Origin of the sequence: Proteiniclasticum sp. C24MP (assembly GCF_043951855.1) — a bacterium.
GTDB lineage: Bacteria > Bacillota > Clostridia > Clostridiales > Clostridiaceae > Proteiniclasticum.
The window spans coordinates 1-12,778 of sequence record NZ_JBINJW010000039.1 but is presented as its reverse complement, the minus strand read 5'-3'; the positions used below and the strand labels follow the sequence as shown (position 1 = coordinate 12,778).

The 12,778-nt window shown below is 45.6% G+C and carries 11 protein-coding genes; 1 reads left to right on the top strand and 10 read right to left on the bottom strand.

What is annotated here, in order from left to right:
- Window positions 1–58 precede the first annotated feature (58 nt).
- The 3 genes from nifJ to ACHAL6_RS14980 all read right to left on the bottom strand — a co-directional run bounded on the left by nifJ (window position 59) and on the right by ACHAL6_RS14980 (window position 6,643).
- Window positions 59–3,595 carry a pyruvate:ferredoxin (flavodoxin) oxidoreductase gene (nifJ, locus tag ACHAL6_RS14990; protein WP_395271468.1) on the bottom strand — a complete coding sequence of 1,179 codons (3,537 nt, stop codon included), beginning with the start codon at window positions 3,593–3,595 and terminating at the stop codon, window positions 59–61.
- A gap of 210 nt (window positions 3,596–3,805) precedes the next feature.
- Window positions 3,806–5,377: an MBL fold metallo-hydrolase RNA specificity domain-containing protein gene (locus tag ACHAL6_RS14985; protein WP_395271467.1), complete on the bottom strand. Its 1,572-nt coding sequence runs from the start codon at window positions 5,375–5,377 to the stop codon at window positions 3,806–3,808.
- 204 nt (window positions 5,378–5,581) lie between these two features.
- Window positions 5,582–6,643: an undecaprenyldiphospho-muramoylpentapeptide beta-N-acetylglucosaminyltransferase gene (locus tag ACHAL6_RS14980; RefSeq protein WP_395271466.1), complete on the bottom strand. Its 1,062-nt coding sequence runs from the start codon at window positions 6,641–6,643 to the stop codon at window positions 5,582–5,584.
- 207 nt (window positions 6,644–6,850) lie between these two features.
- On the opposite strand from ACHAL6_RS14980, the gene ACHAL6_RS14975 reads away from it, so the two are divergent.
- Window positions 6,851–7,369 carry a GNAT family N-acetyltransferase gene (locus ACHAL6_RS14975; RefSeq protein ID WP_395271465.1) on the top strand — a complete coding sequence of 173 codons (519 nt, stop codon included), beginning with the start codon at window positions 6,851–6,853 and terminating at the stop codon, window positions 7,367–7,369.
- A gap of 62 nt (window positions 7,370–7,431) precedes the next feature.
- On the opposite strand, the gene ACHAL6_RS14970 is transcribed toward ACHAL6_RS14975, so the two are convergent.
- From ACHAL6_RS14970 to ACHAL6_RS14940, 7 genes are all read right to left on the bottom strand, one after another.
- On the bottom strand, window positions 7,432–7,902 hold the full coding sequence (locus tag ACHAL6_RS14970; protein WP_395271464.1) for a hypothetical protein: 471 nt from the start codon (window positions 7,900–7,902) through the stop codon (window positions 7,432–7,434).
- A 66-nt stretch (window positions 7,903–7,968) separates the two neighbouring features.
- On the bottom strand, window positions 7,969–8,292 hold the full coding sequence (locus tag ACHAL6_RS14965) for a GNAT family N-acetyltransferase (RefSeq protein WP_395271463.1): 324 nt from the start codon (window positions 8,290–8,292) through the stop codon (window positions 7,969–7,971).
- Window positions 8,293–8,465: 173 nt separating this feature from the next.
- Entirely contained in the window at window positions 8,466–9,413 is a 948-nt protein-coding gene (locus tag ACHAL6_RS14960; protein WP_395271462.1) for a sugar kinase, read from the bottom strand.
- Window positions 9,414–9,416: 3 nt separating this feature from the next.
- A complete protein-coding gene (locus ACHAL6_RS14955; protein ID WP_395271461.1) occupies window positions 9,417–10,439 on the bottom strand; it encodes a PfkB family carbohydrate kinase in 1,023 nt (340 codons plus the stop codon).
- Window positions 10,440–10,456: 17 nt separating this feature from the next.
- Window positions 10,457–11,101: a bifunctional 4-hydroxy-2-oxoglutarate aldolase/2-dehydro-3-deoxy-phosphogluconate aldolase gene (locus tag ACHAL6_RS14950; protein WP_395271460.1), complete on the bottom strand. Its 645-nt coding sequence runs from the start codon at window positions 11,099–11,101 to the stop codon at window positions 10,457–10,459.
- 118 nt (window positions 11,102–11,219) lie between these two features.
- The gene (locus ACHAL6_RS14945) at window positions 11,220–11,984 is read right to left on the bottom strand and encodes an IclR family transcriptional regulator (protein WP_395271459.1); all 765 of its coding nucleotides are present in this window, start codon (window positions 11,982–11,984) and stop codon (window positions 11,220–11,222) included.
- A gap of 4 nt (window positions 11,985–11,988) precedes the next feature.
- Window positions 11,989–12,645, bottom strand: coding sequence for a GDSL-type esterase/lipase family protein (locus tag ACHAL6_RS14940; RefSeq protein ID WP_395271458.1), 657 nt, complete (start codon window positions 12,643–12,645; stop codon window positions 11,989–11,991).
- Window positions 12,646–12,778: the final 133 nt, after the last annotated feature.

The following is a 12,778-nucleotide window of genomic DNA, read 5'->3' as shown; positions in this document are numbered from 1 at the left end:
TAAAAGGACTGTCATTTCTGACAGTCCTTCAATACTATTTCTGAAATCCAGGTGATTTCTATTCTTCAGTTTTTGCAGCTGAGTAGTCATAAGATGCAAGTCTCTTGTAGTTATCAAGTCTTTCCATAGCATCCTTTTCTGTCTTCGCAAACAGTTCTTCAGCAACATCTGGGTATGCCTTGCTAAGTGAAGCGTATCTGACTTCGCTGTCAAGGAATTCTCTGAAGCTTCTTGTTGGCTCCTTGGAATCAAGTGTGAATGGGTTCTTACCCTGATCCTTAAGCGTTGGGTTGTATCTGTATAGCTGCCAATATCCTGCTTCAACAGCTCTCTTGGTCTGTTCCTGGCTGAAGCCCATACCAAGTTTAAGTCCCTGGTTGATACATGGAGCGTATGCGATAACAAGTGATGGACCATCGTAAGCTTCCGCTTCTGTCAGCGCCTTCATGGTCTGGTTCTTATCAGCACCCATACCAATCTGTGCTACGTATACATAGCCATAGCTCATTGCCATCATACCAAGATCCTTCTTCTTCGTTCTCTTACCAGCAGCAGCAAACTTAGCGATTGCAGCAGTTGGTGTAGCCTTAGATGACTGACCTCCAGTATTGGAGTAAACTTCTGTATCCATTACAAGAACGTTGATGTTTTCTCCAGTTGCAAGAACGTGGTCAAGTCCACCGTAACCGATGTCGTATGCCCATCCGTCTCCACCGAAGATCCACTGGCTCTTCTTGGTCAGGAAGTCTCTTTCATTGTACAGTTCCTTCGCTTCAGCAAGATCTGAACCCTTAAGAAGTGGAAGAAGTGCAGCTCTAGCAGCCTTGGATTCTTCACCCTTGTCGAAGTTTTCGATCCAGTTCTGTGTAGCAGCCTTCAGCTCTTCTGATGCATCCGCATTTGCTACCAGTCTTTCAGCGATTGGAAGTAGTTTAGCTCTATGTGTCTTATGTCCAAGGTAGATACCAAGACCGAATTCAGCATTATCTTCAAATAATGAGTTCGCCCAGGCTGGACCCTGTCCAAGATGGTTTGTTGTGTAAACTGATGCTGGTGCTGAACCACCCCAGATGGATGAACATCCGGTAGCGTTGGCGATCATCATTCTGTCACCAAAGAGCTGTGTTACAAGCTTAGCGTATGGTGTTTCTCCACAGCCTGCACAAGCACCTGAGAACTCAAGTAGTGGCTGCTCGAACTGGCTGCCCTTCAGTGTGTTCTTGTTCATTGGGTTCAGCTTAGCTGTCAATGACAGTGCATATTCCCAGTTCTCTGTTTCATGCATCTGTGTTTCGATTGGCTTCATGACAAGCGCCTTCTTAGGTGCTGGACATACCTGAGCACAGTTTCCGCATCCTGTACAGTCAAGAACAGATACCTGAATCTTGTACTGAAGATCTGCGAAGGACTTACCGCCCATAGCTTTCTTCGCTTCGAATCCTTCTGGTGCATTCGCCATTTCTTCTTCATTGACAAGGAATGGTCTGATTACAGCATGAGGACAGACGTATGAACACTGGTTACACTGGATACAGTTTTCAATATTCCATTCTGGAACGTTGACTGCGATTCCTCTCTTTTCAAAAGCGGATGTTCCCATTGGGAATGTACCGTCTTCTCTTCCAAGGAATGCGGATACTGGAAGTGAATCCCCTTCCTGTGCATTCATCGGTTCAAGAATGTTTCTGATGAAATCTGGAACAGATTTCTTTTCAGCAGCTTCGTCTGAAGCGGTAGCCCAATCAGCTGGAACATCAATCTTCACAAGTGCGTTGACACCTCTTTCGATTGCTTCGAAGTTCATGTTGACTACCTTCTCACCCTTCTTACCGTAGGATTTAACAACGGAATCCTTCAGGTGCTTGATTGCATCTTCCACAGGGATGATGTTGGCAAGTTTAAAGAAAGCGGACTGCATGATCATGTTGATTCTTGTTCCAAGGCCGATTTCTGTAGCAAGTGACTGTGCGTCAAGTGTGTAGAACTTGATGTTCTTCTTGGCGATGGCATTCTTCATTCTTGCTGGAAGATGCGTATTCAGTTCATCCGCATTCCATGCGCAGTTCAGAAGGAATGTTCCATTTTCCTTAAGTCCCTTGGTCATGTCGTATTTATTCACATAGGATGGGTTATGACATGCAACGAAATCAGGGTTCTGAATGAGGTAAGGACTCTTGATCTTGTTCTTACCGAATCTCAGATGGGATACTGTGATACCACCGGATTTCTTGGAGTCATAGGAGAAGTATCCCTGTGCATACATGTCTGTGTTGTCACCGATGATCTTGATTGCAGATTTATTGGCACCAACAGTACCATCTGATCCAAGTCCCCAGAACTGGCACTGTACTGTACCTTCTGAAGTTGTATCGATTTCTTCATGCTTTGCAAGAGAGGTGTAAGTAACGTCATCTTCGATACCGATGGTGAAGCCATTCTTCACTTCGTTATACTTCAGGTTTTCGAACACTGCCAGGATCTGACCTGGTGTAACGTCCTTGGAACCTAATCCGTATCTACCACCTACGATTACAGGTCTTACATCTGATTCGTAGTATGCGTTTCTCACATCCTGGTATAGTGGTTCTCCAGCTGAACCTGGTTCCTTCGTTCTGTCAAGAATAGCGATCTTCTTCACTGTCTTTGGCACAGCATTCAGGAAGTGCTTCATGGAGAAAGGTCTGTAAAGATGAACATTTACAAGTCCTACTTTTTCGCCCTTCTTTAGCAGGTAATCAATAACTTCTGTTGCAGTATCACATACTGAACCCATAGCTATGATCACATGCTCTGCATCTTCTGCTCCATGATAGTTGAACAGCTGATAGTCTCTTCCAGTAAGCTTGTTGATTTCTTCCATGTATCCTTCAACGATTTCTGGAACAGCCATATAATATCTGTTGGCAGCTTCTCTTCCCTGGAAATAGATGTCAGGGTTCTGAGCTGTACCTCTTGTTACAGGTCTTTCTGAGTTTAAGGATCTGTTTCTGAATTCAGCTACAGCTTCCTTGTCCAGAAGATTTTCAAGTTCTTCGTATTCGATTACTTCCACCTTCTGAATTTCAGATGATGTTCTGAAACCGTCAAAGAAGTTAAGGAATGGAACTCTGCTCTTTATGGAAGCAAGATGTGCCACACCAGCAAGATCCATGATTTCCTGAACATTTGATTCAGCAAGCATAGCGAATCCGGACTGTCTTGCAGCCATTACGTCTTGATGGTCTCCGAAAATGGAAAGCGCATGTGCAGCTAATGCTCTAGCACTTACATGGAATACGCCAGGAAGAAGTTCTCCAGCGATCTTGTACATGTTTGGCAGCATAAGCAGCAGTCCCTGTGATGCTGTGTATGTAGTAGTGAGTGCTCCACCCTGAAGGGATCCGTGAACTGCACCGGCAGCTCCGGCTTCAGACTGCATTTCTACAACCTTTACAGGCTGTCCGAAAATGTTCTTGACACCCTTAGATGCCCACTCATCAACATTTTCACCCATTGTTGAAGATGGTGTAATTGGATAGATCGCTGATACATCTGTAAATGCATACGAGATGTAGGATGCAGCCATATTTCCATCCATGGTTTTAGTTTTTCTCATGTCTATACCTCTCCTTAATATATATTTCCTAGAAATCCGGCCTAGAGATTTCTAAAATATAACTACGTTTCCGTAGGTTATAAATGCGCATGAATTTGAGCATAGTTAATAAATTATCATTAGCTATACTCAAACGACACAACATTATTATACAATATTTGGTAAGGTTTTACCAACGAAAAGTGGTTTATATTTCGCATTTTTGCATATTTACTGTTTTTTTATGATATTCTCCATGCTCTCTAAAATCTCATCCGCGCTTTCCCTTTGAAAATCAAGGGTTTCGATGTATTTGATCAATTCTTCTTTTTTTCTCAGATTTGACAATGCAGCTTCAACTGTTCTCTTTTCCAGGTCAAAATCAGCCGTTTTTGGTACAAGCTTCACATAATCCTTGATTGGAACAATATCACCTTCTTTGGCAACTCTGACGTTATATCCGTCGTTTGCCAGAAGTTCTCTCAGCGCTTCTGATGCTTCCGGATCTCCATGGGTCAGGAAGATTTCCTTAGGTCCTTTTCTTATGGCTTTCACCCAGTTATAGAGCCCTTTTCTGTCCGCATGACCGGAAAGACCTGAAAAACTGTGGATCTTCGCATTTACAGCGATTTCTTCGCCGAAGAGCGTCACCTGCTTTGCTCCATCCTGAATGATTCTGCCTAGAGAGCCATGGGCCTGATACCCCACGAATACAACGCTGCACTCGCTTCTCCATAGATTGTGCTTCAGATGATGCCTCACTCTTCCTGCCGTCGCCATACCGGAGGCGCTGATGATGACGCAGCCTTTCTGCGTTCTGTTCAGCTTCATGGAGTCTTCCACAGACTCCGTGAAAAAAAGGTTCCTGAATTCCAGCACATGGTCTCCTCTTCTCATCTTCTCCTTACTCTCTGAATCGAAATACCTGCTGTATTCTTTGAAGATTGCAGTGGATTTAGATGCCAGGGGAGAATCCACATAAACCTTGACCCCTCTTTCCAGTTTACCTGCTTCCTGGAACTCGTTGAGGATATACAGGAGTTCCTGGGTTCGTCCCACCGCAAAAGAAGGGATAATGACATTTCCTCCTCTTCTGTAGGTGTCATTGATGATCTTTATGAGTTCCTCGTGCTCCACCTGATTGTCCGGATGAAGTCTGTTTCCATAGGTGGATTCCATGATGAGAAAATCCGCTTCCGTCACTTCCACCGGTTCTTTCATGAGCGGAATGCCCTGATTGCCGAGATCTCCGGAATACACAAGCTTGATTTTCCGTTCTTCCTCCTGAATATGCATTTCAGTAATGGCTGCGCCCAGCATATGCCCGGCTTCAAGAAAGTTCATTTTAAAACCTTCAAAGAGTTCCGTAGGGTGATTGAAGTCCACCTCTTCAAGAAGCGTCAATGCCCCTTCCGCATCCTTGGAGGTATAGAGCGGCTCGATGGGCCCCAGCCCCTTCCTCTGTCTTTTCTTGTTTTCCCATTCCGCGTCCTGTTCGTGGATGTAGGCAGAATCCATGAGAAGAATCCTGCATAGAGCAGCTGCCGGTGGAGTTGCAATGATCCTTCCCCTGAAGCCTCTCTTGTAAAGCAGAGGAATACGTCCGCTGTGATCGATATGTGCGTGAGAGAGTATAAGATGGTCAATTGTGGACGGGATATAGGCAAAAACATCATTTCCCTTGTCTTTTTCATCTCTGCCCTGATACAAGCCGCAATCCAGCAGCACTCTTTTGTCTCTGACTCTCAATAAATGACTGGATCCTGTCACGGTTCCTGCACCACCTGAAAATTCTATACGCATAAACGGTCCTCCTTCTCTCTTGTTACCACTATTATATCAACATTTATCAGATATTTTTGTTAACATTCAGTTTATTGATGCTTTATGATAACGTATTCTGTTTTGTTACTAGTACAGTTTCAGATGAAATTTAATGCTGAAACTAAAAAAGCATGGATTTCCATGCTTTTTCGATGTCCTTACTGTACTAATTTTTGTTTTAGTTTATTTGGAGTACTTTTCAATAAGCTCGATTATTTTATTCGTCGCGCCACTGAGTTCTGACTCTTCCATGTGACTGATAAATTTTTCCCGATCTTCATGGAGCTTCATGATGCTCATCTTCAGCGATACATCAGTGAGCTCCTCTTCCACGAGAACCATGGAGTATCCGTTTTTGTAGAAACTTTCCGCATTCTCGATCTGATCCCCTCTGCTGGCTCCCTTGGACAAGGGAATCAGAAGATTCGGTTTGCGCAGTGCAAGAAACTCGAAGATGGAGTTGGATCCGGCTCTTGATACAACAAGATCCGCAGCCGTGAGAATATCCTTCATCTCTTCCACCACATACTCATACTGCTTGTATCCTTTCGTTTCCAGCAGACTTTCATCCAGATTGTTCTTTCCGCAGAGATGGATGATGTTAAAGATTGGAAGAAGTTCAGGCAGGATTTTCCGAAGAGACTTATTGATCTTTACAGAGCCTATACTTCCACCCATGACCAGGAGCACCGGTTTGTCATCTGTAAATCCCGCAGCCTTCTTGGCACGACTGCCATCTCCTTTATAAAGGTCTTCTCTGATCGGACTTCCCACAAGAATGGCTTTCTCTCCGATTTTCGCCACTGTATCCGGGAAAGTGACGAGAAGTCTGTCCACAAAACGGGATGCCAGTTTATTGGCTAGCCCTGGTGTCAGATCCGATTCATGGGCAAGCACAGGGATTTTCAGGAAACTGGCCGCCGCAACCACAGGTACACTTACAAATCCCCCTTTGGAGAAGACGATATCCGGTTTTTCTTTTCTCAGAATATGAATCGACTGGAGAAATCCGGCTCCCACTTTGAAAGGATCCGTGAAATTCTTCAGATCAAAATATCTTCTCAGTTTTCCGGAAGAGATGCTGAAATAGGGAATCTTCGTTTTTCCGATGATCTCTTTTTCAATCCCGTTTTTTGATCCGATATATTCGATTTCATAGCTGAGCTGGCGCAGTTTAGGTACAAGAGCAAGATTCGGATTCACATGTCCTGCAGTACCTCCACCAGTCATAATAATCTTTTTCATACTTTTTCATTTCCTCTCTACTTCAAACAGGCCGGTCCGTCAGATTACTTCCCTGTGCCTTTGCCGTATTTTCAAACATCTTTATTATACCAAATATTTCCATACGAATTCACAAATATTTCACCATGTAAATGTATACACCTGAAAACAGGACAATGCTCTTTTCATTTTCTTTGATATAATAGTCTCATCAGTTAGGAAAGTCAGGTGAAAGTCATAAAACTAGTAGAAATAATAGCCATAGATGAACTGCAGTTTCAAAATTACATAGATTCCTGGCATAACCAGAAGGAACGTATTTCACCTTCTTCCTGTGAGACAGGTACAATCTCATTCCAGAAATGGAAAGAGACACAGCTGATCCTGGCTCAGGAGGACAATCATCCGGCAGGGATGGTTCGTGCAGAAACGCTTTTCCTCATAGAAGACAACGGATACATCATCGGTGCAATCAACCTCAGGTACGCCATGACGGAAGATCTTCTGAAGTTTGGCGGTCATATGAGTTTTGGCATCAGGCCGGAAGAAAGAAAAAAGGGATATGCCTTCATCATGATCAAACTCGCACTGAACAGGCTTCGGGTCAATGGAATCACAAAAGCCCTAGTGACCATCACAAGGGACAACAAGCCCGCTCAGCGGACCATACGGAAAATAGGTGGAAAACTGGAAAACGCATATGAATCAAAAGGAAATGTCATAGACCGATACTGGATCAGTCTATAAGATCAAAACCGGAAATCCGACAAGAGGAACCTCAGCCTGGCTGGGGTTCCTCTTGTTTTCCGTCAGGCTTTTGAAATATCAGGAAAACTGAACTTCTCCGGCAGCGTCATCCGTCTGGAGGGTCTTATCATCCATCCCGCTTCAGGATCGTCTTCCACATGAAGCCCTTTCAGCTTCTCTTTCGGCGCAAAATGACAGACGACCCTTTCAGCATGCTCCGGCAGAATGCTTTCCATGACGTTCTCCAGGTTGTATGGCTTCGTGGAAAGCACATCATAGAGATGCAGTTCATTCTCCTGCATCTCAGACAGGACCAGAAGCTCCTCTGAAATTCTATAGATGCATCGGTCGAAGCCGTGTACGTAGTAGAATGCGAGAATGTGCTCATCATCCACGGCTGAAATTTCTGCGGATAAGGGAAGTGAGGTCCTCTTATGGGCAAGAAGTTCTTCAAGCGTAAGCATTTCAGGCTTCAGAGATACTCCGCCTCTTCTGAAGGCAGAAGCATCTACAACGAATCTCCGGGTTTTCACCGGACGAAATCCGCAGCGTGCATAAAGTGGAACCGCTTTTTCATCCGCTGCCAGAAAAAAGAAACCTCACTTTTCCTCATACTCCTCAAGAACACGTTCCATGAGTCTACCTGCAAGCCCCTGCCCTCTGAAGGAAGGCTCCGTCATGACGGTTCCGATCTGGATGGCATTCTCAATTTCACCTTCCACGAGAAGTTTCATGGTATTCACTGAGACATTGGCGATGATCCTGTCTTCATGGCGGAAGCTGCAGGGCACATAATGCCCGTTCCACCCCCCTGCCGCATACCACTTCTCGAAGTTGATGCCGAAGGTCTCCATGGCCAGCGCTGAAAAGGATCGCCTAAGCACTTCATTTTCCTTGTAATTCATGACCAGCTGATATTCCATGGTCACGCACCTCCTGTTTTCATGATAAATCAGATCTCTTTTCTGATTATATCGCAATAAGAAGCAGTCTGTATCCTGTAAAGTGAAAAAGAAGCTCTGTCAGCACTTCATATGCTGCAGAACTTCTTCATCAATCGGGTAAATTGAACATATATACAAAGACAGACTCGGGTTTATCTGTCGATGTTATCTCTTAGTCCCATGAAAATCTCCACCTGGTCCTTATAAGGGAAACCTTCCATGTCTCCTTTTACCAGTGTCGCCATAGCGCCCACTGCATTTGCGCGTTTCGCGCAGTCAACCAGTGAAAGATTCTCCAGGTATCCTGAAAGGAATCCCGCAGCATAGCCGTCTCCGGCACCAACGGTATCCACAGGCTGGTCAACTGTGTAGCCCTGAACGAATTCCTCTTCGTCCTTGCTTTTCACATAGCATCCGCTTTTTCCAAGCTTGAGGGCTACAATCTTCACGCCCATATCGAGGAATCGGTCGCATACTTCCTTCGGTTCCTCTGTTCCAAGAAGAAGCTCCGCTTCGTCTTTTCCAGGGAAAATGATGTCTGACAGCGCCGCCATTTCCAGGATGTATTTTCTTGCTTCTTCCTTTGACCAGAGCTTCAGTCTGATGTTCGGATCAAAAGAGATGGTGACGCCGCACTTTCTGGCTTCCTTCACCGCATGGAACACCGCTTCTCTGACTTCTTCAGAAAGCGCCAGGGAAATCCCTGTCACATGAAGGATCTTCGCACTGCAGATGTAGTCCATATCCAGATCGTCAATGGACAGGTGACTCGCCGCTGATCCCTTCCGGTAATAATACACATTGGGATTCACCGTGGAGAATCTTTCCTTGAAAAGAATGCCGGTGGTTCTGTCGGGATCCTTCTTCACTCTGGACACATCCACTTCTTCCCCCATGACGGTGGATTTGATGTATCGTCCGAACTCATCTTCTCCAAGCTTTGAAAACCAGCCTGCCTTGTGTCCAAGTCTTGCCAGTGCAATGGCCACATTGGACTCCGCGCCACCGATGGATTTTGTGAATGTCCCCACATAACGCAGGGGACCCTGGGTTTCCGGGTTGAACAGCACCATGGTTTCGCCAAAAGTTACTACTTCCATGAATTACCTCTGTACTCTTCCGGATCCGTCTCCGCCTGCCAGGGCAAGAACTTCTTCCTTTGTTACGTGATTGGTGTCTCCAGGAATGGTGTGCTTCAGCGCAGATGCCGCCACACCGAATTCCAGCGCCTCCTGATATGGCATTTCCGTAACCAGTCCGTAGATGAGACCGGATGCGAAGGAGTCTCCTCCACCTACACGGTCCACGATTCTCAGTTCATACTTCTTGGAAAGATAGGATTTTTCTCCATCATAGAGGATCGCGGACCAGCCGTTATCCGATGCGGAGTAGCTTTCTCTTAAAGTGGAGGCCACAAGCTTCACGCCGAACTTCTCGATGATCTGTCTTGCCACTTCTTCGTAGGCTCCGTGACTGATTTCTCCCTTGCTGATGTCTGTATCGGCTGCCTTGATGCCGAATACCTTTTCCGCATCTTCTTCATTTCCGATGCATACGTCCACATATTCCATCAGTCCGGTCATGACTTCCTTGGCCTTTGCCTCACTCCATAGTTTCTTTCTGTAGTTGAGATCCACTGAAACAGTGATATTCTTGGCTTTGGCAGCCTTCAGCGCTGCCAGAGTCAGTTCTGCAGCATCATCGCTTAATGCAGGTGTGATGCCTGTGAAGTGGAACCAGTCCACCCCATCAAAGATCTCATCCCAGTTGAATTCATCGGCCTTCGCTTCCGCGATGGCTGCATGCGCTCTGTCATAGATGACAGTGGATGCTCTCTGGGATGCTCCTGTCTCCAGGAAGTAGATGCCGAGTCTGTCTCCGCCGCGTGCGATGAAGCTTGTATCCACACCGTATCTTCTCAGGGAGTTCACTGCGCTCTGACCGATTTCATTCTTCGGCACCTTTGTGACAAATCTGGTATCCAGACCATAGTTAGATAAGGAAACACAGCAGTTCGCTTCGCCTCCGCCATAACAGACATCAAAACTGTCCGCCTGAACGAATCTCTCGAATCCGGGTGTGGAGAGTCTCAGCATGATTTCTCCTAATGTTACTACTCTTTTCATCTTATTCATCGACTCCTTTACTTTCTTGCTTCTCTGATCTTTTCGACAAACTCTTTTGCGATTTCCGTGATTTTATCATAATCACCGGTCTTGGCTGGTCCTGTAAGGTCTCCACCAACACCTACCGCAACGCATCCGTTCTTGATCCATTGACCTACGTTATCAAGACTTACTCCCCCTGTAGGCATAAGCACCGTCTGAGGAAGAGGTCCTTTGATGGCCTTGATGAAATCAGGTCCGAAAGCACTTCCAGGGAATACCTTGATCACATCGACACCCGCTTCCATGGCTGTAATGATTTCTGTCAGGGTCATGCATCCTGCCATGTAGGGAATCTGGTATCTGTTGCACAGCTTTGCTGTCTCCAGATCGAATCCCGGGCTCACGATGTATTCCGCACCAGCAAGAATGGCGATTCTGGCAGTTTCTGAATCCAGAACTGTTCCTGCACCGATGATGAGCTCTTCCTTCTTGAACTTCCTCTTGAGAGATGTGATCACATTCTGTGCTCCTGGTACGGTGAAAGTCACTTCGATGGCTGGAACGCCACCTTCTATGCAGGCCTTACTGATCTTCTCCGCCTGCTCTTCGCTGTCTGCTCTTACAACGGCAACAATTCCTGCATCCATGATTCTGGTCAGTGTTTCAATTTTAGGGATCATAGTTTGCCTCCTTCATATTTAAGTTCCATAATGTGGAACACGGTTCCATAATTTTACTACAGGTCTATTTTACTCCATAACCATCTCCATTTGCAATCGGTTTATGAAGAATTTCATTTTATTTCGAAAAATATCCCAATTCCTGAGAAATCGCCTTTTTCGCATCCAGTATATACGCAGAAAGTTCCGCCACCTTCTCATCCGTCATTCTCTGCACAGGACCCGAAATGCTGAAAGCGGCAACGGGCCTGCTTGTGTAATCCAGCACCGCAGTACCCATGCATTTCACGCCCAGTTCATTCTCCTGCCGGTCCATGGCATATCCCTTTTTCCGGATATCATCGATCTCTTTCATGAATGAAGCGAAATCCGTGATGGTGTAATCCGTCATTTCAGTGATCTCGATCTGATTCCAAATAGTTCTGATTTCTTCATCCTCAAGACAGGACAGCATGGCTTTTCCCACGGAAGTGGAATACAGTGTCCCCTTCTTGCCGATATTGGAATACATCCTCACCGTGTTTTCCGATTCCACTTTATCCACATAGAGAATTTCATGTCCGTCCATGATGACAAGGTGAATCACTTCTCCCGAGAGGTCTCTCAGTCTTTCCAGATAAGGTCTTGCCACTTTAAGGACATCCAGCTTCTCGATGGGTCTGGATCCCAGAATGAACATCTTCATGGTGAGATGATACCTGCCCGTCGCTTCATGCTGCTTCACATATCCGTTCTGGATCAGTGTGCTTAGGAGTCTGTGGACGGTGCTCTTTGAAAGGTTCACCCGCTCACCGAGTTCCAGAAGACCGATCCCGTCCACATGCTGGGACAGCACTTCCAGCACTTGCATGGCTCTGTCGATGGATTGTACTGTATCCGCCAAAGAATCACCCCATTTCTTTCTCGTTGAAGATTTCTCTGATCTTGTCATTTAGAATTTCAGCCATTCTGGCATGCCCTTCTTCATCCAGATGCATATGATCTGTTTCCCCCATCTTCAGATGCTGCCCTGCATCAAGAAAATGGAATCCGTTCTCCTTGGCCATTTCTTTCAGATAAGGCACCATATCTCTTGATTTTCTGTCCGCATCGCGACCCATGGACAAATAGGCATCCACGTGCATATAGTCTTTTCCGATCGGTGCCGGAGCAACGATGAGAATTTCGGGGTCTCCTTCGTTTCTGCCCACTCCGTTGTGCAGCACTTTGCCTGCGAGTCTTATGATGCCCATGGCGATGTTATGGGGCGTCATGCTGTACCGTTCCTTTGAGTCGTTGGTACCCAGCTTAATGAGTACAAGATCCAGAGGTTTGTGGGTCATGATGCAGGGATAGATATAGTCCAGTCCCTTCAGACCCTCCTTCAGCTGATCTTCGCAGACTGCGTTTCTGCCGTTCAGGCCTTCCTCTATGATTTCATAATCCTCTCCCAGATGCTTCTGGAGTTTTCTTGTCCATCGGATCTCCTTCGAAAATCTCTGTTCGTCTTTGGCGTTGAATCCCCATGTATTGGAATCTCCAAAGCATAATACTCTCTTTTCCATTAAAGTCTTCTCTCCTTTTGTCATAGAATCCATTTTGGATCAATGTTTATTATCCTCTTTATTATCCTTGATAATGATAATGATTTCAATGCAGGACTGGAAGAATTGACGCCTAAAGTTTGAAAAAGGTTAT

Bases quoted from the DNA above. Each gene is read 5' to 3' on its own strand.
- ACHAL6_RS14955 (WP_395271461.1), bottom strand. From the start codon at position 10,439: ATGAAAAGAGTAGTAACATTAGGAGAAATCATGCTGAGACTCTCCACA.
- ACHAL6_RS14980 (WP_395271466.1), bottom strand. From the start codon at position 6,643: ATGAAAAAGATTATTATGACTGGTGGAGGTACTGCAGGACATGTGAAT.
- ACHAL6_RS14950 (WP_395271460.1), bottom strand. From the start codon at position 11,101: ATGATCCCTAAAATTGAAACACTGACCAGAATCATGGATGCAGGAATT.
- ACHAL6_RS14985 (WP_395271467.1), bottom strand. From the start codon at position 5,377: ATGCGTATAGAATTTTCAGGTGGTGCAGGAACCGTGACAGGATCCAGT.
- ACHAL6_RS14940 (WP_395271458.1), bottom strand. From the start codon at position 12,645: ATGGAAAAGAGAGTATTATGCTTTGGAGATTCCAATACATGGGGATTC.
- ACHAL6_RS14965 (WP_395271463.1), bottom strand. From the start codon at position 8,292: ATGGAATATCAGCTGGTCATGAATTACAAGGAAAATGAAGTGCTTAGG.
- ACHAL6_RS14960 (WP_395271462.1), bottom strand. From the start codon at position 9,413: ATGGAAGTAGTAACTTTTGGCGAAACCATGGTGCTGTTCAACCCGGAA.
- nifJ (WP_395271468.1), bottom strand. From the start codon at position 3,595: ATGAGAAAAACTAAAACCATGGATGGAAATATGGCTGCATCCTACATC.